General features: G+C 48.8%; 19 protein-coding genes and 1 pseudogene. 9 read left to right on the forward strand and 11 right to left on the reverse strand.

The window, feature by feature from the left end; genetic code table 11:
• Positions 1 to 34 precede the first annotated feature (34 nt).
• Together NATSA_RS12765 and NATSA_RS12770 are read left to right on the forward strand one after the other, a co-directional pair.
• Positions 35 to 2260, forward strand: coding sequence for a glycosyltransferase family 4 protein (locus NATSA_RS12765; RefSeq protein ID WP_210512991.1), 2226 nt, complete (start codon positions 35 to 37; stop codon positions 2258 to 2260).
• A gap of 117 nt (positions 2261 to 2377) precedes the next feature.
• Positions 2378 to 3295 carry a glycoside hydrolase family 130 protein gene (locus NATSA_RS12770; RefSeq protein WP_210512992.1) on the forward strand — a complete coding sequence of 306 codons (918 nt, stop codon included), beginning with the start codon at positions 2378 to 2380 and terminating at the stop codon, positions 3293 to 3295.
• 48 nt (positions 3296 to 3343) lie between these two features.
• On the opposite strand, the gene NATSA_RS12775 is transcribed toward NATSA_RS12770, so the two are convergent.
• Positions 3344 to 3688 (reverse strand): four helix bundle protein, encoded by a 345-nt coding sequence (locus tag NATSA_RS12775; protein WP_210512993.1) that lies wholly within the window; start codon positions 3686 to 3688, stop codon positions 3344 to 3346.
• A 217-nt stretch (positions 3689 to 3905) separates the two neighbouring features.
• On the opposite strand from NATSA_RS12775, the gene NATSA_RS12780 reads away from it, so the two are divergent.
• Positions 3906 to 4922: a glycosyltransferase family 4 protein gene (locus tag NATSA_RS12780; RefSeq protein ID WP_210512994.1), complete on the forward strand. Its 1017-nt coding sequence runs from the start codon at positions 3906 to 3908 to the stop codon at positions 4920 to 4922.
• On the opposite strand, the gene NATSA_RS15850 is transcribed toward NATSA_RS12780, so the two are convergent.
• On the reverse strand, positions 4855 to 5022 hold the full coding sequence (locus NATSA_RS15850; RefSeq protein WP_210513039.1) for a hypothetical protein: 168 nt from the start codon (positions 5020 to 5022) through the stop codon (positions 4855 to 4857). The two genes, NATSA_RS12780 and NATSA_RS15850, sit on opposite strands and share 68 nt — an antisense overlap.
• 78 nt (positions 5023 to 5100) lie before the next feature.
• Entirely contained in the window at positions 5101 to 6573 is a 1473-nt protein-coding gene (locus NATSA_RS12790; protein WP_419539892.1) for a glycoside hydrolase family 130 protein, read from the reverse strand.
• Positions 6574 to 7052: 479 nt separating this feature from the next.
• Between NATSA_RS12790 and NATSA_RS12795 the strand changes: the two genes are divergently transcribed.
• A complete protein-coding gene (locus NATSA_RS12795; protein WP_210512996.1) occupies positions 7053 to 7415 on the forward strand; it encodes a DoxX family protein in 363 nt (120 codons plus the stop codon).
• Positions 7416 to 7440: 25 nt separating this feature from the next.
• Here the strand turns inward: NATSA_RS12795 and NATSA_RS15500 are convergent, their stop codons facing one another.
• The 3 genes and pseudogenes from NATSA_RS15500 to NATSA_RS12810 all read right to left on the reverse strand — a co-directional run bounded on the left by NATSA_RS15500 (position 7441) and on the right by NATSA_RS12810 (position 8418).
• Entirely contained in the window at positions 7441 to 7902 is a 462-nt protein-coding gene (locus NATSA_RS15500; protein ID WP_210512997.1) for a DoxX family protein, read from the reverse strand.
• Positions 7903 to 7972: 70 nt separating this feature from the next.
• A pseudogene (locus NATSA_RS12805) lies at positions 7973 to 8101 on the reverse strand (DUF805 domain-containing protein); the annotation flags it as partial.
• 161 nt (positions 8102 to 8262) lie between these two features.
• A complete protein-coding gene (locus NATSA_RS12810) occupies positions 8263 to 8418 on the reverse strand; it encodes a hypothetical protein (RefSeq protein ID WP_210512999.1) in 156 nt (51 codons plus the stop codon).
• Positions 8419 to 8571: 153 nt separating this feature from the next.
• Here NATSA_RS12810 and NATSA_RS12815 point away from each other — a divergent pair, with 153 nt between their 5' ends.
• The gene (locus tag NATSA_RS12815) at positions 8572 to 9747 is read left to right on the forward strand and encodes a THUMP domain-containing protein (protein WP_210513000.1); all 1176 of its coding nucleotides are present in this window, start codon (positions 8572 to 8574) and stop codon (positions 9745 to 9747) included.
• Between the two features lie 170 nt (positions 9748 to 9917).
• Here NATSA_RS12815 and NATSA_RS12820 read toward each other — a convergent pair whose 3' ends face one another.
• Complete coding sequence (locus NATSA_RS12820) at positions 9918 to 13412, reverse strand: T9SS type A sorting domain-containing protein (RefSeq protein ID WP_210513001.1); 3495 nt, start codon at positions 13410 to 13412, stop codon at positions 9918 to 9920.
• Between the two features lie 17 nt (positions 13413 to 13429).
• Complete coding sequence (locus NATSA_RS12825) at positions 13430 to 14203, reverse strand: hypothetical protein (protein ID WP_210513002.1); 774 nt, start codon at positions 14201 to 14203, stop codon at positions 13430 to 13432.
• 561 nt (positions 14204 to 14764) lie between these two features.
• On the opposite strand from NATSA_RS12825, the gene NATSA_RS12830 reads away from it, so the two are divergent.
• Positions 14765 to 15436 carry a cobalamin B12-binding domain-containing protein gene (locus NATSA_RS12830; protein ID WP_210513003.1) on the forward strand — a complete coding sequence of 224 codons (672 nt, stop codon included), beginning with the start codon at positions 14765 to 14767 and terminating at the stop codon, positions 15434 to 15436.
• On the forward strand, positions 15433 to 16629 hold the full coding sequence (locus NATSA_RS12835) for a sensor histidine kinase (protein WP_210513004.1): 1197 nt from the start codon (positions 15433 to 15435) through the stop codon (positions 16627 to 16629). Before NATSA_RS12830 ends, NATSA_RS12835 begins: the two co-directional genes overlap by 4 nt.
• A 39-nt stretch (positions 16630 to 16668) precedes the next feature.
• On the opposite strand, the gene NATSA_RS12840 is transcribed toward NATSA_RS12835, so the two are convergent.
• From NATSA_RS12840 to NATSA_RS12850, 3 genes are all read right to left on the reverse strand, one after another.
• The gene (locus tag NATSA_RS12840; RefSeq protein ID WP_210513005.1) at positions 16669 to 17157 is read right to left on the reverse strand and encodes a YajQ family cyclic di-GMP-binding protein; all 489 of its coding nucleotides are present in this window, start codon (positions 17155 to 17157) and stop codon (positions 16669 to 16671) included.
• Positions 17158 to 17275: 118 nt separating this feature from the next.
• Positions 17276 to 18628 carry a serine hydrolase domain-containing protein gene (locus NATSA_RS12845; protein ID WP_210513006.1) on the reverse strand — a complete coding sequence of 451 codons (1353 nt, stop codon included), beginning with the start codon at positions 18626 to 18628 and terminating at the stop codon, positions 17276 to 17278.
• A 105-nt stretch (positions 18629 to 18733) separates the two neighbouring features.
• Complete coding sequence (locus tag NATSA_RS12850; protein WP_210513007.1) at positions 18734 to 21091, reverse strand: beta-galactosidase; 2358 nt, start codon at positions 21089 to 21091, stop codon at positions 18734 to 18736.
• Positions 21092 to 21485: 394 nt separating this feature from the next.
• Between NATSA_RS12850 and NATSA_RS12855 the strand changes: the two genes are divergently transcribed.
• Positions 21486 to 24416 (forward strand): TonB-dependent receptor domain-containing protein, encoded by a 2931-nt coding sequence (locus NATSA_RS12855; RefSeq protein ID WP_210513008.1) that lies wholly within the window; start codon positions 21486 to 21488, stop codon positions 24414 to 24416.
• An 11-nt stretch (positions 24417 to 24427) separates the two neighbouring features.
• Positions 24428 to 25750, forward strand: a complete 1323-nt coding sequence (locus tag NATSA_RS12860) for a RagB/SusD family nutrient uptake outer membrane protein (protein WP_210513009.1) — start codon at positions 24428 to 24430, stop codon at positions 25748 to 25750.
• Positions 25751 to 25851 lie beyond the last annotated feature (101 nt).

Genomic DNA, 25851 nt, shown 5'->3' on the forward strand with positions numbered 1-25851 from the left:
CGGCATGACGTAATAAATCAAAAACGGTAAGCAGATGAAACTGGCATACATCGGAACATATCCCCCAAGAGAGTGCGGTATTGGTACCTTTACCCAAAACCTTTTCAATTCCACGGTTACAAATTATGAATCAGAGACGCTCAATAAAGGGTTGGTGATTGCCCTGAACGACCATGAGCAAACATATACTTATCCCGAAGAAGTCAAACTGACCATTCGACAGGAGCATCAACGCGATTATCTGAAGGCGGCAAAGTTTATAAACATCAGCGGGGCGGATCTCTGTGTTCTTGAACATGAATTCGGAATCTATGGCGGACAAAATGGAGCTTATATCCTTCCCTTGCTTTACCGGCTGGAAATCCCCCTTGTCGTAACGCTTCATACCATCCTGAAAACGCCCTCTTACAACGAAAAGGCGGTATTGCAGGAAATATGCAAAATGGCGCACAAAGTAGTTGTAATGAGCCACAAAGCCATTGAGTTTCTTACAACGATATACGACGTGGATGAAGAAAAAATCGAGTATATCGAACACGGGGTGCCGGACATTCAGTTCGACCAGCTCCAGAGCAAGAAAGAGTTCAAGCTCGACAATAAAAAGTTTCTCCTGACTTTCGGTTTCATAGGCCGGAATAAAGGGATTGAAACCGTAATAAATGCGTTGCCCAAGGTTGTTGAAAAGCATCCGGAAGTATTATACTTGGTATTAGGCAAAACGCATCCGAATGTCCTTCGCCAATCCGGTGAAGAATACCGAAATTACCTGCAGCGTTTGGTGAAGAGCCTCAGACTGGATGGCCATGTTCTGTTTCTGAATGAATTTGTCAACGAGGAGGAGCTGTTCAAATATCTTTCCGCATCCGACATCTATATTACTCCCTACCTGAATGAAGCTCAGATTACCAGCGGAACACTTGCCTATGCCATAGGAGTCGGATCGGCTGTCATTTCAACGCCGTACTGGCATGCCGCGGAATTACTGGCGGATGGAAGAGGAAAGCTCTTCGACTTTGGTAATTCTGATGAGCTCTCAAATATTTTTATGGATCTGCTGGATAATCCGAAAGCACGAATGGATCTGCGTGAAAAGGCCCATGATTATGGCAGAACCATTACATGGCCAAAATCGGGTGCAAAATATGTTGCACTTGCAGAAAGAATTCTTGAAGGCAAGCCAAAAGCTTTGCCCCTAAAAGAGGCCGCTATTGACCCGCTTGTGCTTCCTCCATTTTCACTGGCTCACATCAAGCGGTTAACCGACGATACGGGAATCATTCAGCATGCAAAGTTTGGTATCCCCAACCTGAAAGAAGGCTACTGCCTGGATGATAATGCACGAGCTTTAGTAATGGCTCTTATGGCATATCGGCAAAAAAAGGATACGCTTGCTCTGGAATTGGCCCCCATATACATGAGCTATATCCACTATATGCAAAACAAAGACGGGACGTTCAGGAATTTCCTCAGTTTCAGCCGTAGTTTTCTGGATGAAACAGGTTCTGAAGATTCCTTCGGAAGAGCCATCTGGGCACTCGGATTTCTGCTTGCCCAAGCTCCCAGCGATGCGTATTACCAAACCGGGAAACTGGTGTTTTTTGATGCTTCCCCAAATTTCGAAAAACTGCAATCTATCAGAGCCATTGCCAATACAATGATAGGTATCAGCTATTATCTGAAGAGCAATCCCGGTGATGACGCAATGACCGAGCGATTGCGCAATCTTGCCGGAAAATTAATCCATCACTATAAAGAAGTCAGAACGCCCGACTGGAGATGGTTTGAGAGCTTGCTGGCATACGATAATGGAATGCTGCCACTTGCTCTTTTACATTCGGCAGAAATACTTCACGACGACAGGGTATACGAGGTGGCAATGGAATCCATGAACTTCCTTACAGAAAAAAGCCTCAAGGATGGATATTTGTCGATTATTGGTAATGAAAACTGGTTTAAAAAAGAGGGTAAACGTTCGATGTACGCCCAACAGCCTGTAGATGCCCTTGCAATGGTTTTAATGTATCATCAGGCATTTCATGTAACGAATGACAAAGATTACCTGAAAAAATTATTCACCTGTTTCATGTGGTTCCTTGGTGAAAATGATATACGGCTGAGCTTATTTGATTTTGAAACCAAAGGCTGCTGCGATGGTATTGAGAGATATGGGATTAACAGAAACCAGGGTGCCGAAAGTTCACTGGCATATTTGATTTCGCACTTGACCGTCCTGCAGGCATTTGAGGAATTTGAAAGTTGAAAGTTGAAAGTTGAAAGTTGAAAGTTGAAAGTTGAAGGTTGAAAGTTGAAAGTTGAAGGTTTGTAAAGTTGAAAGTTGGTTATTTTAACCTTTCAGGATTGTCAAATAATCGAAAACATGTCTATTAAACGGTATCATAATAACCCGATCCTCACAAAGGATGATGTGCCTTATCCGGTGACTACCGTGCATAATGCAGGGGTAGTAAAATGCAACGGTAAATACATCATGATTTTCCGTGCCCACAGGCGAAACGGAAGAAGCATTTTGGGTAAAGCGGTCAGTGATGACGGGTTTCATTTTGAAGTGGATGAGGAACCCTTCATGGTTCCTGCCGTCGAAGGAATATTCAAGGAATACGAGGAGTACGGGGTGGAGGATCCCCGGATCGTTTTTCTGGAGGATGAGTACCTGATAACGTACAGTGCTTATTCCCGGCATGGTGTGCGTATAGGTCTTGCAAAAACCAGAGATTTTGATACGGTTGAACGCTTTTCACTGATAACAGAAGCTGATTACCGTAATGTTGTGATCTTTCCGGAAAAGTTTAACGGATTGTATGCCAGGCTAGACCGGCCGCATTCTGAAATATCGCCCTGGTCCATCTGGATTTCATGGTCACCTGACCTGAAATATTGGGGTGAATCCAAAATTGTCATGAAGCCCTTGCAGTACCACTGGGACGAAATGAAAATTGGGCCCGGGGCCCCTCCGATCAAAACTCCCCGGGGCTGGTTGCACATTTATCACGGCGTATTTCCTACCATGGATGGATGCGTTTACAGATTGGGCGTTGTTTTGCATCATCTCGAAGATCCTTCTCAAATTATTGCTATAGGTGATGAGTGGATTCTGCAACCGGAGGAAACATATGAAATTACCGGTTATGTGCATAATGTGGTGTTCTCCTGTGGGGTGGTCCCGGAAGATGACGGAAGTATAAAAATCTACTGGGGTGGCGCCGACAGTGTGATGTGCGTGGGAACAGCAGATATCGAAGAACTGGTTGATCACTGTCTGGATAACCCGAGGTAGGTTGGAAGTTTTTAAAGTTGAAAGTTGAAGGTTGAAAGTTGAAGGTTTTTAGAGTTTTTTTATGAGGCCTGATAGTAGTTTGGATATTTCTATTGTCACTTCTTGCAGCTTTTTGAAATCATTATCTGAAATACTTCCCATGTCTTTTGCGAGGTAGAGCATGGACCTGACTTCCGCACTGGAGCCTTTTGCGACAAATAAAAAATATCTGAATTCATTATTCGTCTGACGTTCAAATCCTTCTGCAATATTATTCATAATAGAAACGGATGCTCTTTCTATCTGATTCCGAAATCCAAAATCATTGCTTCTTTCAAACAGTTTGTAAATCAAAAGACTTAACTCCCTTGATTTCTGCCATGATTTAATCTCCTCAAAACGGTCTATCCTCATCTCCACCCCTCTCCTTTAGGTCTGACAACTTTACAAACCTTGAACTCTAAGAACTTTCAACTTTCAACAATTACCCGCCCTACCCTAAGAGCTCTTAACCCTGCAAACCTTACACTTTAAGAACTTTCAACTTTCAACCTTCAACTTTCAACTTTCAACCTTCAACTTTCAACTTTCAACCTTCAACTTTCAACTTTCAACCTTCAACTTTCAACCAATGAACATAGCCATACTGTCACCCGTCGCCTGGCGAACTCCTCCCCGTAAGTACGGGCCGTGGGAACAGGTGGCTTCCAATATTGCCGAAGGGCTGATTGAACTGGGAGAGGATGTCACGTTGTTTGCCACTGCTGATTCAATCACAAAAGGCAAGCTGGAGTCTGTTTGTGAATACGGCTATGCGGAACACCCTGAAATGGATCCGAAAGTGTCCGAGTGCCTCCATATAAGTCATCTGATGGAGCAGGCTGACAAGTTCGATATCATCCACAATCATTTCGATTTTCTTCCGCTCACCTGGTCGCGTCTGATCCGCACACCGATGGTTACCACCATTCATGGATTTTCTTCCCCGAAAATCCTGCCCGTCTATAAAAAGTATGATAACACCTGTCATTATGTTTCAATCAGTGATTCTGACCGCAGCCCGGATCTTGATTATATTGCCACCGTCTATAATGGAATTAATCCCAGTGAATTTTCATTCCAACCCAGACCAAAAGATTATCTGCTTTTTTTCGGAAGGATCCATCCTGACAAGGGGACTTCTGAAGCTATTCAGATCGCAAAAGAGTCCGGGCGAAAGTTGATCATTTCTGGTATTATCCAGGATCAGGAATACTTTGACCGTGAGATTCAGCCATTCATCAATGATGATGATATCATTTATGTGGGTAATTCGGGACCAAAGGAGAGAGACCAGCTCATTGGGGAAGCGTATGCGCTGCTGCATCCGATCCGTTTCAGGGAACCTTTCGGGCTGAGTGTTGCGGAATCCATGTTGTGCGGTACGCCCGTTATTGCATTCAACAAAGGCTCCATGCCGGAACTGATCCGTGATGGAGAGACCGGTTTTTTAGTACATGATATTGACGAAGCAGTAGCCGCAATAAAAAAAATACCCTTGATTAATCGGAAGTTTTGCCGGGAATATGCGACTTCAAAATTCAGCCAATCAAAAATGGTTGAAGGGTATATGGAGGTTTACAGAAAAGCTTTGGATAGGAAGTCATGACAGGACAAGTCGTAGCAGGACAGGTTGCGGCAGGACAGATTGTAGCAGGACAGATTGTAGCAGAACAGATTGTGGCAGGACAAGTTGTAGCAGGACAGATTGTGGCAGGACAAGTCGTGACAGGAGAAGTCGTAACAGGATAGGTTGTGGCTGCACGGGGTCCAGCAGCACAAGGCGTCTAATTCGGTTTTTTTAGCTCGGTCAATAGTTCCGACAGATCAACCGTAGCATAGGTGGATGCATAATCAGACATGGCATAAGGAATAATGAGATATCCGTTGTGAATTATGGATCCGCAAGAGTAAACAACATTGGGCACATATCCTTCTCGTTCATCCGCGTTGGGTGTCAGTAATGGAGTCTTCAGTCTGCCTATTTCCTTTTCAGGATTATCCAGTTCATATAATGATGCACCCAATGCATACTCCCTCATGGGTCCAACCCCGTGCGTGATTACCAGCCATCCTTCTTCTGTCTCAATGGGCGAACCACAATTCCCAATCTGTAGCAGCTCCCAGGGGTACTCCGGCTTCTGAATCAGTGTAGCTTCGTTCCAGATATTGATATTATCTGAGTAAGATATGTAATTATTTACGCCATCGGTCCTGCAGAGCATGGCATATTTTCCATTTATTTTTCTCGGGAATAATGCCATGCCTTTGTTATGCACAAGTTCACCATGGACAGGCATCCCTTTGAAATGATAAAAGTCTTTGGTTTCAAGCAGCTTCGATAATATGGTTTTGCCGTCATAAGCAGTATATGTCGCATAGTATGTTACTTCACCGTTATCATCAGTAAATTTGACAAAACGGGCATCCTCAATACCACTTTTTTCACTTTTGCCAATAGGGAAAATAACTCTTTCGGACAGTGCTGAATCAAGTGAAAAGTCAATTTCATAATGTGATCGGGCCAGCCACATCATTTGATTGATAATCAATTCCTTGCTGGATGAAAGCTGGTGCACTCTTCTTGTTTCTTCTACGGCTGTTTTTAAATCACCATAAGTAAAAAGGTCGCTCAGATTTTCCAGTACAAATACGGAAGAAATGTCATTTTCGATATCATACATTTCCTTTAGTTCATTTATAAAAGTTTTTTTCTTGTATTTATGCCTTTTGATTCGTTCTGCTTCTGCCAGCATATTCCCGACTGGTTCGACTCTCATATTGCCATTCCTGTCTATAACAGCGGAACGAAAGACAATAGATGATATGTGCCCTTCACCAGTCGCCCTGAAACTTAAAATCACTCTTTTTTCACCCGGTGCCAATTTCGATTGATAGGGATCTTCTACAATAGACGGATTGAAAAAAGCAGCTGATTCTATAGAATATTCCTTTGTAAAACAGGAACCTATCAGTGCCTTTCGCGATGAGCCAATCTTTTCCTTCTCTACTCCCAATTCATCAAATAAGTTCGACAATTTGTTGAAATGTATTCCTAAAGTTCTTGAAATATTTCTGTGACGCTTGGAAAACTCTCTTAGCACCTGATTTAATTCAACGCCGATCTCACTGTCCGACATTGCCAATATCTTCCGGATAATATTTTTGCTTCTTTCATCGGAAGTATAAAGAAAGCGAGCTATGACCCTTCTGGGATCTGGGAGAAAAGTGCTCTTTTTTCTGGTTATAGTAAGCTGCATATGTGACATTTATTAAATAAAAATATATTAGTAAATGTACCCATTATCTGTTTCAAATTTTTATAAATTGAGGCAATGTATGTGGAAAGTTTTATCAGGTTTCGCGTTACTCTAGCCTGACCTAATGAATGTATATCATTTTGGACCTTGCTGGCATCGGTCACGTGATAAAGAACCTGCAGTTGCCCGGATTTTGAATGATGCCGCCGGTGTCTTCCAACCGGATGAAAAAACTGGTTGCCGATGCGGAAGGAGACTTGTTTGCGGCGGAAGGGTGGGACCGGACCGGAGGTAATTTGAATGTAACCCTGTTTCCGTGACAGGTCTGTAAAGAGATATCAATCTCTTATCTTGCTCTGAGAGAATGTTTTTTATATTCTGGAAGCACGAGTGGTACAGTATCAGCGAGCCAGACAGGCATTTCTTACGAGCGTTTCTCAACACAAAGAACCGTCAGTTACGACTAAAGGAACTTGATTATGGAATATTTGATGATAGTTTTAAAACTAATCGTTGGTTTGAGTATTCTCAACGTTTGGCTTGTCCGTTCAAAAAAATCCACATCGTGGAGAGGCGGTGATGCAAATAATATCGAGGAGGAGTTCAAAGCCTATGGACTCCCGGTATGGTTTATGTGGGTGGTTGGTTCAATAAAGGTCGTTCTTGCTCTTCTGCTCCTGATTTCTATCTATTATTCACAATTTGAAGCCATTGCAGCTTATGGAATCGCCATTTTAATGCTGGGAGCGGTCTCTATGCATATAAAAATCGGCGATCCTCTTAAGAAGTCATTTCCGGCTTTTACTTTTCTGGTTATTTCACTCGTTATTGCACTTCTCTGAAGTCTCGTTTGAAAAATCTGATGTCTCATTTCAGAAGTTCGTAAAACGCGATCGTCAACCAGGCGTTAATCAGCATAAAAAAAAGAGCGGGTGCAGATTGAACAAAACTGTCTTTTATTTTTATGCGAACGATGAAGCCCAGAAACATCATGGCAGTGAATCCTGCAGATGCCAGCAGACCAATGAGTGGGTAAACGAAACCGGTCAGGAGGCCGGCTGACCCTGCTATTTGCAAACCTCCTGTCAGTTTGCGCTGCGTATCAGTCAGGCCGAATCGATTGAATTCCTCTATCATCCTGCGGGAATGTAAGGCCTGAAACCCGTAGAGTAGAAAAAAAACAGCGTTTAATATTACTAAAAATTGAATCGTTGCAGTCAAGGGCCTGTAAATTGATGTTCCTGAAAATTGATGTTTTGGATAATCATCTTGGTGTTCTTCAATGCAATTACAATCTTCAAAAAGAAAACAGATAAACCAATAAACCAAATATTACACCATCTTCGCCCTCGGGACCGGGTTTGTTGATGCTTTATTGGCACTCCCGCACCAACTGTTTTTACAATGTCATCTCTTTCGGATTCGGCCCGTATTGGTTCTGACCCGGCGTGCTGTCTTGCACCATGAAAATAATCAGTACGATGGCGCCAATGAGCGGAATCAGGGAGATAAACAGCCACCATCCGCTGAAGACCGCATATTTCCTCAAAACCTCCAGGTACCAATTCATACTCCCTCCTCTTGTTATCAATTTATAGCATATGTACGCCCGGAACGCTTGTTGCCGGCGATTCCGGATTAACTAAATGATAATTACGGTAAATGTAAAACGCGACTTGCTATTGTAATTCAGGTTTTTTTCTGGAATATCAGATCCTCTACGCCCTCCATTGGTAGAGGTACCTCTTCGTCAAACATCTTACCGTCAGTTGGATCTTCGGGCTGTTCTTCGCATGCGTCGATTCCAATGGATGAAAAAGTAAACAGGAAAAGGAAAAATTTCACTGTTCTAAACACAGTTTCGCTTCTCTGAACATAATGTAACCCCGTTAATTAACATTGCAGCTGACTGTATTTGTTTCTTTATCTTCAACAAGCAGAGATAAATGGCTGTTCCTGAAAAGTGATCAGCAGCAAAACACAAAACATTGTATCCGTTTGTATTCCAATCAGAATAGAAAATGTGAGGTAGTGGTTGCCTGTGAGCGGGGGACGGAGGGTATTGCTGCGCAGGAGCTGAGGTCTTTTGGATGGAGGCCCGAAATTCTGAAACGATCCAAGCTCTACATCCCGGATGTGACCGAAACCGATCTGGCCAGGCTGAATATGGAGGTGCATACCATCAGCCGGGTGTACCTGCTTCTCGCGCGGTTCCGGGTCTCCGGACTCACAGAGGTGCGACAGGCCGCAGAAAGCATCGACTATACCCGCTTTCTCAAGCCCGGGCAGCGTTTCGGTGTGTGGGGCAAACGCGAGGGCACGCATGATTTCATCTCTCAGGATATCGGACGGGAGACAGGTACAGCCATTACCCGGCAATTTGCCGGTTGCCCGGAAGACCAGCGACCTTGGGTTCATCTAAATGACCCGGATGTCCAGTTCGTGGCCGAGCTGTCAGATAAGGATCTGCTGCTGATGATAAATACATCCGGCCGACCACTGCATCACCGGATGCCCCGGCCCTTCATTCATTCGGCCGGACTCAAGCCCGCGCTGGCAGCTGCGCTGCTTCGGGTATCATCCTGGCAGTCGATGGGAGGATTTCTGGATCCTTTTGCCGGCGGTGGCACCATCCCGCTGGCAGCTCATTTGATGTGTACCGGCCGGGCAGCTGGAAGCTATGATGATCCTGACCGGTTTCTGCTGCGGAACCTGATGTTCCTTGATCAGGAAGCCATCGCCCGGACATTCCGGGAAATCACCGGCAAGTCCGTCCGCCCGTGCGGCGTAGCAATCCATGCCGCCGATCGGTTTATGAAAAGTATTGACGGGATGAAGGCCAATATTGATCATTTAGGTCTTCGGGGCAAGGTGACCATCCATCACGGAATTGCTGAAAAACTGAATTACCTGCCGGATGATACCGTCCGGTGTGTGATAACCAATCCGCCGTACGGGCTGCGGATCGGCAGGCCTTTCGTTATCGATCTGATATACAAAAACTTTGCACTTGCCTGCGCCCGGAAAGGCATTCACGAAGTCACTGCGCTTACGCCGCGAAAAAGATCCTGGGTATCCGCATTTGAAAACGCCGGGTACACGGAGGAGGTGTGCATGAAGATCGTATTCGGACGTCTTCAGGTATTTTTACTGAAGGTTGCACGAAAACCGTAGTCTCTTTTATTGTTGCCGAATAAAAATCGCCCTCCGTTCCGCACTGTTTGGAAAGCGGGTGCTGTCCGGAAAATGGCACTGTCCGGAATGCGGGTCACATTTCCGGACAGTGTTTAGTGTCAGAAACTATGCTGAAGTAAGGCCGGGTCGCAGCCGGCAAACTGCCGGTTCTATTTCATCAGCAGGAGCTTTTTGGATGCAACATAATCCCCGGCGCGCATGACATAGACGTACACGCCGCTGGACAGGCCTTCGGCATCAAACTGCGCTTCATGCATTCCGGCGTCCAGTTGTTCGTCGACAAGCGTATGCACGTGCCGGCCAAGGGCATCATAGATAACCAGCTCTACGTGGGATGCCTCCGGAAGCTCATACCGGATTGTGGTCTGGTTGTTGAACGGATTGGGATAATTCTGCTTGAGTCCGAACTCGTCGGGCGTATCCGGCTCATAACCCTGCTCGCCGGATGTCGCCACATTTTCAAGCGTCTGCGACTCATCGAAGTTCCCGTCCATATCGGAGTCGACATGTAGCGTGACCTCCTGGTCCTGCAGCTCATCCCAGTCATCGATTTCCACCCGGTAGGCACTGCCTTCCTCAAAGGTCACACCCTCGTGCCGGAAATAATCGGTATCACTGTAATCAGTGCGCAATTCGAGATCTAGTTCGGTCGACTCACCGTAGTTGGATACAGCAAGTCTGCCGTCGTTTTCCAGCTGGAAATCAATAGAATCTTCAGCAGAGATGCTCACATCCCGCAGGGCATACATTCGCTGCCGGGTGTCGTTGTCTTCCATGACCTCCATGTCGAACTCGTGGTCGTTTCCATATACCGAAATCGAGTTGCCGTAGCGCAGGCGGTCATCCGTATCTTGCTGACCGTCGTGATTGCGGTAGGTGTACACGGTATCACCGGAAAAGGTTTGAAAAAGTCCCTCACCACCATTGGGATAGCTCAGTTCGACATCATATTCCACATCGACCAGAAAGTACCCCATGGGATTCTGTTCGCCACCGACAAGCGGCACAATGGGAAATGATCCGGGAATGTCGCTGGTGGTCCGGTCATTTTGAAGGGATGCTTCATTGTTCATTTCGTCGGTAATGCGTATGTCGTTTTCATTTCCGAAGAATGTGTACATAAACCCGACATCGTCAAGATCGTCGATTTGATCGACCGGATTGTCCTGATCTGCGACGGTTTTCTGTTTAAGCAGGGTCGACTCGGATGCATAGCCAATGACCCGGTCGCTCAGGAACAGTCCGTGATTTCCTTCGAAGCGAACATTGCCTCCAGGTTCGGTATAGCTGTAGTAATCCTCATCCAGATCGACTTCCACATAAGTGTTAGTATTATCCGGATGGTTACTGTCGTGGATGTAGAGTCTCCAGATATCGGGATCCGATTCACTTTGCTCAGCCTTGTAAACGAGAACAGAATGGGCTCCCATCACATCCCCTTCGGGGAACATAAGAAGTGCCCGCTGATATTCCTGATCGGCCGGAGTGTCAAGCATGTCGCGTATGTCGCCCAGCGTCTGGGATGGTGATGCCAGGTACAGATCCACATCCAGAAAGTCATCCAGCGTCACATTTTGCCCGTCTTCAATCAGGTCAAGCAGATCCCAAAGCAAGTTCCTGTTCAGGGTGTTCAGGAAATTTTCAATAAAATGGTCCCGTGACCACTGCTGAACCCAGGCCGTATTGATATTTTTCCGGATTTCGTGAGTTGGTTCCTGTTTGTACAGACTGTCTTCCTCAATTACGGAGTCCAGCGCACTAAATCCGTCTGAAAACGCCAGCAGACTTTTGACGGCAAATCCGTGGCAGACTCCGTTGAATCCCATGTTGGTGAGCACGGGCCAGGCAATCGAGGCCCGGAGTGTCGGGATAATATTGTTGAATATGGGAGTATGTCCTGTAATAGTATCATCCTCTCCAAAGGCCCGGATCAGAGAATCAAAGCTTGGGAACATCCAGGGATCGCCATTGAAAGGCCTCCTGGAAAGAGGTCCTTCGTATTCAATATCATCCCACTTTGATTCCGGCCACATGTTGGCCTCGGTGTTACTGAAATTCCATCCATCCCGCATGGGATCGTAAAGTGTGAATGAGCCGTCGGGATTTTCCGTGCGAAGATGATAAAAGGGTTCGTCGGGGTTGATCACCGGTATGGGTTCGGATTCGTCGCTTATGTCATCATTGTCATCGTAGGAAATCCGGAAAGTGATGTCACCGGTGTGCTGATCGGGTGCCGGCAGTTCAAATGTGCGTGATGTTTGGGAAGTGTCCATTCCAGCTTCTATCACCTGCCGGGGTTCGTTATCAATCCGGTAACTCAGCGTTGTACTGCGGACCCTGGGCCCGGCGTCCCAGCTCAGGGTCACTTCATCACCGGCCTCGTAATGCGACTCCGGATCCGGTGTGTCGGTGAATTCCAGGTAAACCTGATTCAGGCTGCCTGCACCGCCATCGATGACATTGAATGTACCGGCGAGCCATTTGTTCTGGAGGTCATCAATGGTCATCCATGACAGATATTGAAAGTACTGATCTGTTTGGGCAACGGTGTTCCATTGTTCTCCGGTGTATTCAGCCAGGAAACCGAAACCGGGGTCATCCTCATCGCTTCCGAATCCGCCGGAGCCGAATGCGGCCCAGACAAAACCGTTATCTTCGATGGCGTGGATGCGGTTCTCTTCAGAGGGAAGGCCGTCAGCAGTGGTATGCACATCCCATTGACCGGAATCCAGCTGCGACAGTGAGCCTTCGCCTGCCTCACCGGGCATGGTGCTGATCCAGAGCGACCCGTCCGGCCCGTCCAGCAGGGAAACGACCAGATCGGAAGTCAGATCCGAATTTTCCGCCGTGTACACCTGCCAGTCGTCATTGTATTTCCGGATGAGTCCGTCGCCGTCACGATGGGTGGTGATCCAGAGTGAATCCTCTGTGACCGCGAGATGGCGGGCCGGAAGCTCCGTGCCGATTCCGGGATCTTCATCCGGTTCCGGCATTGCGCTGTTTTCGTAATCGTAAACTTCGTAATCCCCTTCCGGATCGCCAAAAGAAGCAAGCCTTGGATAGCTGTACAAAATCCAGTTCACATTGTCCTCGTCCCGGATAATATCCACCATTTGCTCATCTTCATAGGCCGGTTCGGGCATTCCGGAGCTTTCCGGAGTATATTCAAGGATATCTCCATGGGAATACCTTCTGAGGTTGTATCCGTCAGAGTAGTAAACGTTAAACTGTGAGACCACCAGAAGAGGCAGCGCCTTTATCACAGATGAGTCTTCGGTTGCGATTTCAAACCGGTCTACGACCTCCCATTCATCGTCCTGGTAACGGAACAGCAATCCCTCATAATCGCCTGCCATGGTACGGGCCCCGCCGAGTGCCCAGATATTGTCGTCGGAATCTGATTCAATGCGGGACATGTGCAGGGTTTCGAGATTCTCAGATGGCTCTACCGTCAGAAAGAAATCGTGAAACTGCCACCCGGAAGTGAGTTCATCTGAGAGTTCTTCCCACACCTCTTGCTGCCACTGTTCGGGACCGGCGGCATCCTGTGCCGGTGCGGATGGTGCCACTGCCATTAAAATCAGCAGACAAACGGCACTTGTCACCCGGGCTGCAATATTTTGTAGCCTGACGAAGTCATTCATCTTTTACCTCCTCTGAGTTAACGGCGTATCTGTATTATTTCCAGTTTTTCAACGGATTCATCAGTTTCCTCTACCTCAAAATCCTCGGGCCATTCGGTCAGCTCTGCAAACTGCTGTCCGTCATCGAAAGAGCGTCCGGTTCCCTCCGGAATAACATCATCCCGGTCGGCATCATCCAGTATAATGATGGCGAGGTGCGGATCTTGAATTCCATCCGGGGTGACTTCGCCACTGAAAACTTCGCTGATGACGACCACATCACCATCCCTGTCCTGTTCAAGTTCAGCAAATATGGTAAATTCCATGTCGTCGCCGATGATATACCCTCCGGCTCCGGTGGCGGTTTCGGCAACGACCTGTCCGCGATCGATATCAATTGTCAGATTGTCCATATCCAGATTGCGCATACGGAAGTAGGTATCCACAAATGAGCGGTCTCCAGGCTCTTCACCGGGTACGAGTGTTTCAACCATTTGCATGGGACTCATAACCACGGTGCGGCCCTCAAGGTCATCAGACTGGATCTCGCTTTCCCGGCCGGAATTATCGCTGCCCAGCACGGACATTACATCGGGAGGACTGTCGCCCCGGTGGATAGGCATTTTCAGACTGTCTTCCAGTATTGACAGAGTTTGGTCATCGATAAATTCGCGGATGTCGACACTGATTCCGTCTTCGAAATCATCGTCTGAGTCATCACTGTCAAAAATTCCGCAGGATGCGGTGAAAAATGACAGCAAAAGGAAGGACGAAATCAGAATGTGTGTATCGGGCAATTTGAAATGTGGCATAGGGCATGAGTGATGATTTATTGATTTTTAAAATGAAGGGCAGCATAATGCAGCAGCTGATCCGGGAAAACAGGCGGACCGGGGGATGAGTTTGCTTTCTCTGGTCTCTCGTGTGCAGTCAGACAATCCCGTTATCGTATTCTGACCTGCTGGCGAAAAGCATTTGCGGTAATCGCTTTTCCTCCGGCACCACTTTCAGTGCCGCCCTGTTTTGTCACATGTTGTGTTTTATAGGGACTTTATTGATGCGGTGTTATTTATCAATTACTTATGCTCAAGATAAAAAAAATAAGACTGGGAGCAACCGGCAGGTAAATAACTTATTTTCAGTATTCATCATGCCCCGGCAACAGCGTCCTGCAGCATTTTGAGCAGAAAATTGAAACTTTTGAACGTGAAGGCATTCCCTTGCACATACTTTATGCAGTGATCCGGCGTTTTTGTGGATATGCTTGCGGAAACGTGCTGTTCTTGTAGCCAAATGGGCGGAAGCATTATATAAAACCTTGAATAGCAATAGAAAATAGAATAGTTATTACCGATTACCAGCATATCAAAACCATGAGCTTTGAAGATCAGCTGATGCCGGATCAACCGGATTCATTTGCAAGCAAGACATTCCTGGAAATGTTACTTGAGGGAAACAGGAGTGGCTGTCTGGCTTTTGCCCGGAACTACATGTCGCAGCGCGGATCCATTAAAGATCTTTACGAGAATATTTTGAAATCATCGCTGTATGAGGTAGGTGAACTTTGGGAAAAAAACAAGATTACCGTTGCAACCGAGCATATGGCATCAGCCATAGTTGAACATGTGCTTAACGAGTTTTATTACGATATTGCCGTTGGCGAAAAGCATAATCAAAAGGTGGTGGTGGCATGCGTGGAAAATGAATATCATCAGATCGGCATCAAAATGATCAGCGACATATTCGAAATGCATGGATGGGAGTCGTTTTTTCTTGGTGCCAATGTTCCGGCCAGTGATCTGATTGCGTTCATCAAAAAGCACAAACCGGATGTTCTGGCTATATCACTGAGTATTTATTTTCATCTGCCGGTACTTGAAAACATGATTGCGATGATACGGGAAGAGTTTCCGGATCTTTTGATTATGGTGGGGGGACAGGCCTTCCGCCATGGCGGAAAAGAGTCGATATCACAATTTGAACACGTGGTCTATCAGCCGGATATCAAAAGCACAGAAAAATTCATTAAAAGTATTACAATATGATCCATACCATATTGTCGGAGTGGCCGAAGGAGGTTGGTGATGCGATCGTAAATACCCGCTCACTTTGTGTGGCGCTGTTTGCAACAGACAAAACGCTGCTCTATGCCAATCAGGCCATGTCAGCACTGTTAAGGGAAAATCCTTCCGAAACGTTGATCAATCCGACTTTTGATCAGCTTATTTCTGCGGATCAGAAAGAAAACCTGATTTTCGAGGGCTATGTAACCCTTGGTGATTATGATTATGTCAATGCATCCATCAGTGCCCGCGTATACCGGAAAGGAAACCAAATTTTGATTATGGGAGGTGCAGATGCCGGACAACTGTTTGAGCAGAACGAAAAACTGCACCAGATGAACAGGGATGTCGCCAACCTGCAGCGACAGCTGATGAAGGAGAAAGCGCAGCTGGAAAAGACCGTATCACAGCTCAACAAAAAGAACGAAGAGCTGAAGACGCTGAATGCAACCAAGGACAAGTTTTTCTCGATCATTGCACACGATCTCAGGAGTCCGTTTAACGCTATTATCGGGTTCAGTGACCTGCTTGTCAGTCAGGTGAAAGAGCAGGACTATGAGGGCATAGGCGAACACGCCGAAATTGTCCAGAAACTCTCCATGCGGACCATGAACCTGCTTTCCAACCTGATTGCATGGTCCCGCTCGCAAACCGGCCGGCTGGAATATAAACCTGTAACTTTCAACCTCAGCACGTTCCTGAATGAGATTATTCTCATGTTTGCTGATATCGCCAGACAAAAATCCATCCATATAAGGGATCATATCCCGGATAATGTTCAGATTCATGCTGACCAGGATATGCTGGGAACCGTACTCAGAAACCTGATTTCAAACGCCATCAAGTATACCCGTGAAAATGGTGTAATTACTGTCAGTGTCGATAATCTCCCGGAGGCGCTTCGCGTTTCTGTAAGCGATAACGGAGTCGGGATTCCGGAAGACAAGGTGGGCAAGCTGTTCGATCTGACCCGGAGTTTTTCTACCGTCGGGACGCACAAAGAAAAAGGAACCGGCCTGGGCCTGATTCTGTGCAGGAATTTTGTGGCCAGGCACGGAGGGGAAATCCGGGTTGAAAGCGAAGAGGGAGAAGGATCAACATTTTATTTTACCATTCCGAATACCGCATCCAAAGTGACAGAGCAAGAGGAATCTGCTGCAACGGCTGTACAGTGAAAACCGGCCTTGTGCATAAAGGACCTCACAAGACAGTTCCTACTTCATATTTATGAACTGCAGGGGAACCGAAAACTTTTTGGCTTTCAGCAGCCCGATAACCTCCTGAAGATCATCAATTTTCTTTCCGGTTACACGCACCTGGTCATCCATGATGGCAGGCTGCACCTTCAGTTTTGTGTTTTTGATCTCCTTGACGATTTTTTTTGCCGTTTCACGGTCAATCCCCTCGCGGATCACAGCACTCTGTTTTACCGCTCCGGAGCTTGTTCCTTCTTCCTCGCCGAACTCCAGTACTTTCGGATCCAGTCCTCGCTTGATGAAATTGCGTGTCAGCATTTCCTTGACGGCCTTGAGCTTCATGCTTTCGGCGGCAAGCAGGTCGATGCGGCTGGTCTTTTTTGAGAAGCTTACCTCCGTATGCAGCCCTTTGAAATCATAGCGTGTACTGATCTCCTTGAGCGTGTTGTTTACCGCGTTGTCGACTTCCTGATGGTTGAGCTGGTTTACAATGTCAAATGATGGCATGGTCGGTTATGTTCTGATTTATAAAGTGTGTAGAGAAAATGGAGGTCATGTTGATGCTGCGCATTCCTTCTGCTCCCGCGCACATCCTTTACGGGTAAAAGGTACGCAAAGTGCCGGATTATTTTCTCTTGAAAAGATATTCCTGTCCGGCCTGAGTCAGGGTGAAACTGCGGAATGACTTTTCCTCATTTTCTTCATCGGGATGAAACTCAATGACAAGACCGGCCCGGTCAAACCGAAAAAGAGTCGGACTGCTTGCTTCCATTGCGACGGGCGGCTGACCCGTAGCCTGGATGATGAGTGTGCCGTTTCTTTGCGATATCGTGATGCCAAGCGGAATTTGTTCCGATTCATATTCTCCGGCAAGCAGCTTGAGGTGCTTTTCGGGCAGTTCCACAATCCCGAAATCCGGGAGCGAAACCGGTTCACCATGCCAGGCATCGAGCATGGCAATCATCAGCTCATTGCCGGAATAGGACATTGCGTTGGCTGTAAATGCCATGTAAAGCTCGTCATCCGGAAAGATCGCAAGATTTGCCTGAAAACCATCGATGCCGCCGGAATGGCCGAAGCCGGATTGGTCATGATATACATTGCGCATCAGTCCCATCCCGAAATTGCCCTGCAAGTCTGTCATTTTCCTCAGCCCGTTTTCATCAAGTAATTCTCCGGAAAACAGAGCGCGGCCGAACCGGACGAGATCTGAAGGGGTGGAAATCAGAGCACCGGCTCCGTGCGGGATACTCATATCGGTCTGCGGTTGTTTTTTCCATTCATCGGAAAACGCATACGAAAAGGCTTCGCTGCCATCAGTGGCTGTTTCCCGCCCATAAAATGTGTCCGAAAGTCCAAGCGGACCGGTAATGCGGGTTTCCAGTGCTTCCTGGTAGCTGCCGCCGGTGACCTCCTCGATGATAAAACCAAGCAGGATATAGTTTGTGTTGCTGTACTCCGTACCGGTACCGGGATCAAACTGCAGATCGTACTGCATGGTCAGATCCAGCAGCTCATCCCGGGTTTTCGGTTCGGTCATCCAGCTGGTGTATTCCGGATCATTGGTGAAATTGAACAGGCCGCTCCGATGGTACAGCAAGTGTTCCAGCGTGATGTCATCTGCGGAGGGAAAGCCATCGAAGAAGTCCGAGAGCGGCTGCTGCAGATCAAGTTTCTCTTCATTGGCGAGTTGCAGCATGATCACAGCCGTAAACGGTTTGGTGACCGAGCCGATGCGGTGCCGGGTGTCCGGCCTGTTCGGAATGCTATTGTCAATATCGGCATAGCCCCGGGAGCCGTCGTAGACCAGGCTGTCGCCCGAAAGTATGGCCACCGAACCCATGAACCGCTGATGTTCGGTCAGGTGATCAAAAAACGCATCCAGATCAGACTGCCGGAACTCCTGCGCAAAGGCACCCGCCGTACCGGTCAGCACGGGGAAAAGATACAGGCATGATATCAGTGCAAGAAGCTTCATCTGGATGCAGTTACTTAATAATATCCTCAGAGATAACGTCATGACTGTATATAAACATGTGTTCTTGTCAAAAGCTGATGGCCGTTCATGCAACAATCCGTATTGTCAGAACTCCCGCCGGTCAATATGCATCACACGGACATCCCTGGCACCTACCTCTGGTTCGATGGTCAGCGTCAGGGTATCATCATCACCGGCGGCCGTTTGCAATATCCGTTCACGGGTGATCAGCCCCTGAATACGGTAGGTGCCGGGTTGGTCGACCGAAACCGTCACTTCAGGGGTTACATCCGATGTGCCGTGATTGATCAGAAAAAGCAGGTAATCGCCGTCACCGGTCCGTTGCACCCGCGCTGCCAGCGGTTCATCTGATACCCTGTCGAGTGACGTGGTCACCGGCTTGTGCACATCCGCCCATTCGGCAAGGCCTAACATGAATGTGGTGTTAATCGGATGGGGATCCGGGAAATTGGCTTTGCCCATGAACGTACCGATGAAGATGGTCTGCCCGTCGCCGTATGAGTTGGCAACAATGGCCGGATCGCCGGTCATTCTCAAGTTGGAAAGTACCTCGGCATCGTCACTGATCAGCTCCACCGATTTGCCGTAAAGTGTTCCGGAAAGGGTATCTTCGGGAGTCGGACGGTGTGCCGCCGCCATCTGGCCGGGATCATAGAACACATCCCATACCGGATGATCTCCTTTTTCCAGGGAGAAACCGATACCACGTTCACGCATGTAAACTTCGTTTTCACGGACACCAAAGACATCATGCAGGCCCATGCCGGGGATCTGATCGGAGGCGTATCCGCGATCGTCATTCCAGGCCATCCGGGCTTCACCGACCGCATGGCCGCCATCCGCCACAAACTGTCTGAGTCCGTCTGCCGCCTGCTGTGTGAGCATCATCGACCATGGGAGAATGATCAGTTTGTATTGCGAAAGGTCGCCGGACTCGAGTTCTTTGCGGTGGATGAAATCGACGGGGATATTATTTTCGGCAAATACCCGGTAATAGCCGATCAGTGAATTATGGTGAGCCATGGGGAAGTCGTCCCGCCGCTGGGCACCGCCCACCATCTGCGAAAGGGGATTGTAAACGATGGCCACTTCGGAGGGTTCCGGCTGTGCATCCAGAAACAGCTGCTGGTGGCGATCGACCATCGAAGCCAGGTATCCTGCCTGCATGGCACGATCCGTCAAAGAACCATCCTGGTTCACCAGGCCGTATCCGCCCGATTCATACCCTGATGACATCGGGTGCCAGGCATAGATGTTCACGGCCTTTGCTCCCTTGGCGATGGCCGACCAGATCCAGACGCGGTGGTCACCCGGCGTAACCGGATCGCTGACAATCAGTGCAATGGTACCTTTGCCGGCCTGAAGCTCGCCGACATACCAGCCGTCATTGTTGCGGTTGGCGCTGCGGGCGAAATCCATCATATTCATGACGCGCCACGCCGGCCAGTGCCGGTCGGGATGATTGTGTTTCGGGTACAGAGAGACGCCATAGAAATCGACCGATTCGGACATCAGAAAATCGTCGGTTGCTCCGACGCCCAGATGCGGGGAAATGATGATCGACGACACGGCAGCATGTGAGGTGATCACATGTTCAGGATCGGATTCCCGCACGGCGTCATAGCGCATGCGCAGATCATCGGCCAGCTTTTCGTAGATAAACGTTTTCCAGTCCAGGTAATCGGTATAGCTCAGGATGGTGCTGAACCGTGGCGGGCTGACATCATCCCATTCCAGAAAACCGCGGTGCCAAGCCGTGTTAAGTGCATCGAGTGTTCCGTATTTGTCGCGAAGCCACTCCCGGAACCGCTCCTGTGTGGAAGGGCAGTAGCAGAACTGGGCGTTGGCGACGTAGTCGATATTGGCCCAGTTGATGATGTGGGGTTCGCTCCACAAGTCCCATCCGTAGAAATTGTCGTATTCATTGGCGACGCGCGCCGTTTCGGTGTAGAAGCCGAGCACCGACTCCCTGACAGCATCATGGTCGGTGCAGTAGCCCGGTGCAGACTGGGATACGATTTCCGTGCCGTCCTGTGCGACAAATTTTCCGTCGGGATGCTGTTTACCGACCCATTCCGGCGCGGAGTCAACATAGAACTGGATGAACACTTTCAGTCCGACCTCCTCAGCCAGCTCCATAAGCAGCCGAAGGTTTTCAAAATTGTACTCACCCGGACGCGGTTCGGCCCGCTGCCATTCAACCCAGGTCCGGACAGTATTGAACCCCAGGTCCTTGATCCGTGCTAGATCCCTTCGCCATTCCTGAGGTGAATCTTCGGTTATTTCGGAAAGCATCGGTGCCCGTGCATCACCGCCGCTGTACCATACCGAAAAGGGAAAGAAATCGGGTTCGTAAGGGTTATCGGGTGTTTGCTGGGCTTTGACCGTATGGAAGATGAAAAAAACTGATAACGTTATGAGCAACAATGATCTGGCAGTCATAATACCCCTCCGTATTATTGGCAGTGCTGTGTGTTTGTATACCCTGTAAACTATTGTTAGATAATCACTTCTATAATTATCTCAAATTGTTTGATTAATACTGTTTTACATTTGTTGCGGGTAGTGCTATCATTGAGTATGTGAAAAATGCAACCTTTCAGTAAAGGTGCACATTTTTTTGCTGCATCGCAAAGTAGCAGTACAGATATAATTTAACCTGACTTTACATCCGGATCATCCGGTTCTGTCAGCCGGCCGGTATTATCACCGGTTTGGTTCAGACCCGCTGCCGGAGTAAACAGGGATCATTATTAAAGCCATTGCTGCAAAATCATTCAATGCATTGCATGCTCTCATGCATTACTACAACCAACCACAACTAACCCAACCGTATATGACTGGTAAATACTATGCCTTTCTGGGGCTGCTGTTGTTCGCGTTTCATACGTCGCTTCTGGCACAACCCCGGGATTATGAAATCACAGGCTCGGTCATTGACAGCCGAACCTCGGAGTCGCTTATAGGGACCAACCTGCAGATTCAGAACACCCCTCATGGTGCTACAACCAATCCCGAGGGCGAATTCCAAATCAGCGCCCGGCTCGAGCCCGGCGAGTACAGACTCATGGTCCGTTACGTCGGATATCAGAGTAAAAATGTTGATATCACACTTGGTGACCAGATGAGTATTGATCTTGGCGTACTGGAGCTGCGGGAAGACATGCTTGGACTGGACGAGGTCGTCGTGACCGGTACGACCGTACCGACCCGCCGGCGTGAACTCGGTAATGCCGTTTCCACTACCCGTATGGATGACGTGGAACTTACCGGGGCAACCAGTGTGGATCAGGCTCTTTCCGGACGGATTTCCGGAGCTCAGGTCTCGGTCAACAGCGGTCGGCCTGACGGCGGTATTTCCATCCGCCTGCGGGGAACCAGCACTGTTCTTGGTGCGGCCGATCCGCTTTATATTGTCGACGGTGTCATCGTCAACAATGACTCACCGGAGCTGGTCGATGTGGGCGGAGGAAGCTCCAACCGCTTGTCAGACATCAATCCCCAGGATATCGAGCGTATCGAGGTAGTTAAAGGTGCGGCAGCCGCAGCATTGTATGGATCACGAGCCAACAACGGGGTCGTGCAGATTTTTACCCGCCGTGGTCAAAGCGGCGCGCCCAGGGTGACGTACAACACCCGTTTCATGACCGACAAGATTCGCAATACACTGGATGTGAACATGCATCCCACTGATGCGGCCGGCAATGAGGTGGAGCGCTACGATCACCAGGAATTCATCTTCCGCCGCGGTTACGGAAACGAACAGAATCTTTCGATTTCGGGAGGGACCGATGAGACGACCTATTATCTGTCCGGATCGTATCTGTTTCGCGAAGGGATTTCCAAAGGCAACGATTACACACGCGGAACCGGAAGGATTCGCCTGGATCAGACCATTACCGACTGGGCCAGTGCCACGATGAGCGCCCAGTATGTCAACAGTCATACCAATGACGTGCCGCATGGTGGTATTGCTGCCAACTATGGCTCACTGACCGGTTTTATTTTCGGGCCGAATACGTATGATCCCCGTCCGGTCGACGGTGTCTACCCTGACAATGGGGTACTGGCAAATCCGGTAGAAGTGATCGACCGGTTTGATTTCACAAATGACGTCAGCCGGTTCATCGGAAGCTTTCAGCTGAACCTCACCCCGATCCGGGACCTCGGTATTGACTACACTCTTGGATTCGATACCCATTCCCAGACCGGCAAGGCTTTCATTCCTCCGGGAAATGTGGCACCGGGTGTTGGTACAGGTTTCTCCCGCCGGTCGACAAGAGAAGTTCAGCAGATGAACAACGATCTGAATTTGCGGTATGAATATCGTCCCAGCGACTGGCTGACATCACGGACCCTGGTTGGCGGAACCATGCAATACGAGCAGCGTGAAGTGCTTACCGGCGAATCATCCAATCTGCCTCCGGTGACAAGGATCTCCTCGGCCGGAAGTGACCAGACCCTCGGTGAGAGCCGCAGCGAACTGGTGGTTTACGGTGCCTTTCTGCAGCAGACGTTTTCCATACAAAACAGGCTGTTCCTGACCGGTGCCGCACGGGTGGACGGTTCTTCCTCGTTTGCCGATGATGAGCGCTGGCAGTTCTATCCGAAAATCAGTGCTTCCTATCTGGTTTCAGAAGAGGATTTCTGGCGTGACAGCGGTATATCTAATATTATCAATGAGTTCAGTGTTCGCGGTTCCCTCGGGGAGTCCGGCGGCCTGACAGCCATCGGTCCCTTTGACCGCTTTACCAACTATCCGCTGGTCAACTACAGCGGGCAGCCGGGACTGATTCCGGGAACCAGCCTGGGTACACCCGATCTGCGTCCGGAGCGTCAGCGCGAACTGGAGCTCGGTTTTGACATGAGCTTCCTGAGCAATCGGATCTACTTCGAATTCACCTGGTATGATCAGCAGACCGAAGACCTGCTGCTTCAGCGGTCCATTGCTCCTTCGACAGGTTTTTCCACGGCACTGGAAAATGTGGGAACCATGGATAATCGCGGTATCGAGATCGTGCTTCGTACCCTGCCGATCAATACACCGAGAACCAGCTGGACCAGCACCTTTACGTTTGCCACTTACAGAAATGAGGTGGACGGTATCGAAGGTGATGTGCTGAGTGTGCCACGGGCTTTCGGCCAGGTTGCCGCTGTTAACGGCGAACCGCTGGGTGTCTACTACAGCACGATGTTTGCCAGGGATGAAAACGGCAATATCCTTGAGGACGACGACGGTATTCCGCTACGGAAGGTGGATGAAGACGGATCTCCTGTCACCGGTGTTATTGGTGATCCCAATCCGGATTTCACCGCTTCTTGGATTAATGACTTGTCGATTGGTGATCGATGGAACGTTCGCTTCCAGCTTGATGCCAGTTACGGCAATGATGTCTTCAATTTCACGCGAAGACTTGCTGCACTTGGTGCATTCGGAACGCTGACCGATTACGAGAAAGAACTTGCCGGCGAGGTTCCGGAAGGATACAACGCCAGAATGTTCAATATTTTCGAAAACTGGGTTGAGGACGGTTCCTTTATCAAGCTTAGGGAATTTTCGGTCTCCTACACGTTCTTCCCCGATGTTCTCGGACTCAACTCGCTTCGGGCAAGTCTTGTGGGCCGAAACCTTTTATCCATTGACAACTACAGCGGATATGATCCCGAAATCAATGTCAGTGGACAAAGCACAGTTGTAAGAGGCTTTGACTTTGTTGAGATTCCCGCACCCCGTACGTTCTCCCTCGGATTAACCGCTAATTTTTAAGACCGAATACTATGAGATTGAACCATTTTAAGAAAACCATAATTCCGGGTCTGCTGCTCTTCGCCTTTACGCTGAGCGGATGTGACCTCGATGTGACAAATCCGAATACCGCTTCGGAAGAAGAGGTCTTGAATACCAGGGAAGGGATCATTAACCTTGCTACTGGTATTCAGGCCTATCATGCCACCTCATTCCTGGAGGCTTCGGTGGTCGATCCCGGTCTGACCACTTTTGAGCTGGCCACAATCACCACATTGGCCAATTATCTGGAAATGGAGTCCGGCGGGACCGACCTCCAGAATGATAACCCCAACGTGCTGCGTGTCTGGTCGCGCTCATACCGGCTTATGAATATGGCCGAACAGCTCATCGAAAACACCGGCGGGGTGGAACTGGCACCCGGCACCCAAAGCGGGATCATCGCACTGGCGCATTTCCACAAGGCAGCTGCTCTGGGTGTTCTTGGTCAGAATTTCGCTGGTGGAGCACTGAATACCGATCAGACGGAAAATGCCGGGATCGTGGATCGCATGGAGCTTTTTGCCGAAGCCGTGAGTCTGCTTGATGATGCGATTGACCTGATCCGGGACACTCCCATATCCGCCGAGTTTGAAAACCGGATCCAGGGAGATGATTTTGATCTGGAAAACACGCTGCTTGCCTACAAAGCCCGCTTCCTGCTGTTTTCCGGTGAATATCAGGCCGCTTACGATGCCGCTGGCGAAGTCGACCTGAGTGCATCCTCCTGGTTCTCGCTGGACGCCCAGAACCGGAACCCCATCTATAATATCTACAGCGTAACCGGACTCGAATATGTTGCTCCGCGCACCGGGTTCGGGACACCGCTTTTAGAGGATGGTGATGCACGGCTGGAGTTCTATATGGAGGAAACAGAGGAGACCAGCGTGAATGACGTTCCGATCGGTGAGCTTCGCGGATTCTTCGAAACCGAATCATCCAACATCCCCGCATATCTGGCCGGTGAGATGATGTTGATTCAAGCCGAGGCCGTTGCCAATCTTCAGAGTCCGGCCGATGCCGTGCCTTACATCGACATGGTGCGAACCAAAACCGCGGACGACGATCCGTATGATCTCGGGGCCGACCTGGACGCCTATGACGGTGACACCGATATGGACAGTATCATGGAGGAGATTTACCGCCAGCGTGCTGCCGAGCTTTATCTCACCGGAATGCGTTTCGAGGACAGCCGGAGACTGGGCCGCCCGGGACCGAATGATGCAAATCCGGAGCGAAATCGCACATTCTATCCCTATCCGGAGCGCGAGCGTCTGAATAATCCGGATAATGTACCTCCAAATCCATCGATTTGATCGCAGTGAATGGATGTCATCAGACCGGTGTCATCAGAAAATGACATCTGCTGATTAACAGGCTATCATTCCGGGTGTTTTTCGCACCCCGGGTGATGGCC

It is taken from the genome of Natronogracilivirga saccharolytica (assembly GCF_017921895.1).
Classification (GTDB): Bacteria; Bacteroidota; Rhodothermia; order Balneolales; family Natronogracilivirgulaceae; genus Natronogracilivirga; species Natronogracilivirga saccharolytica.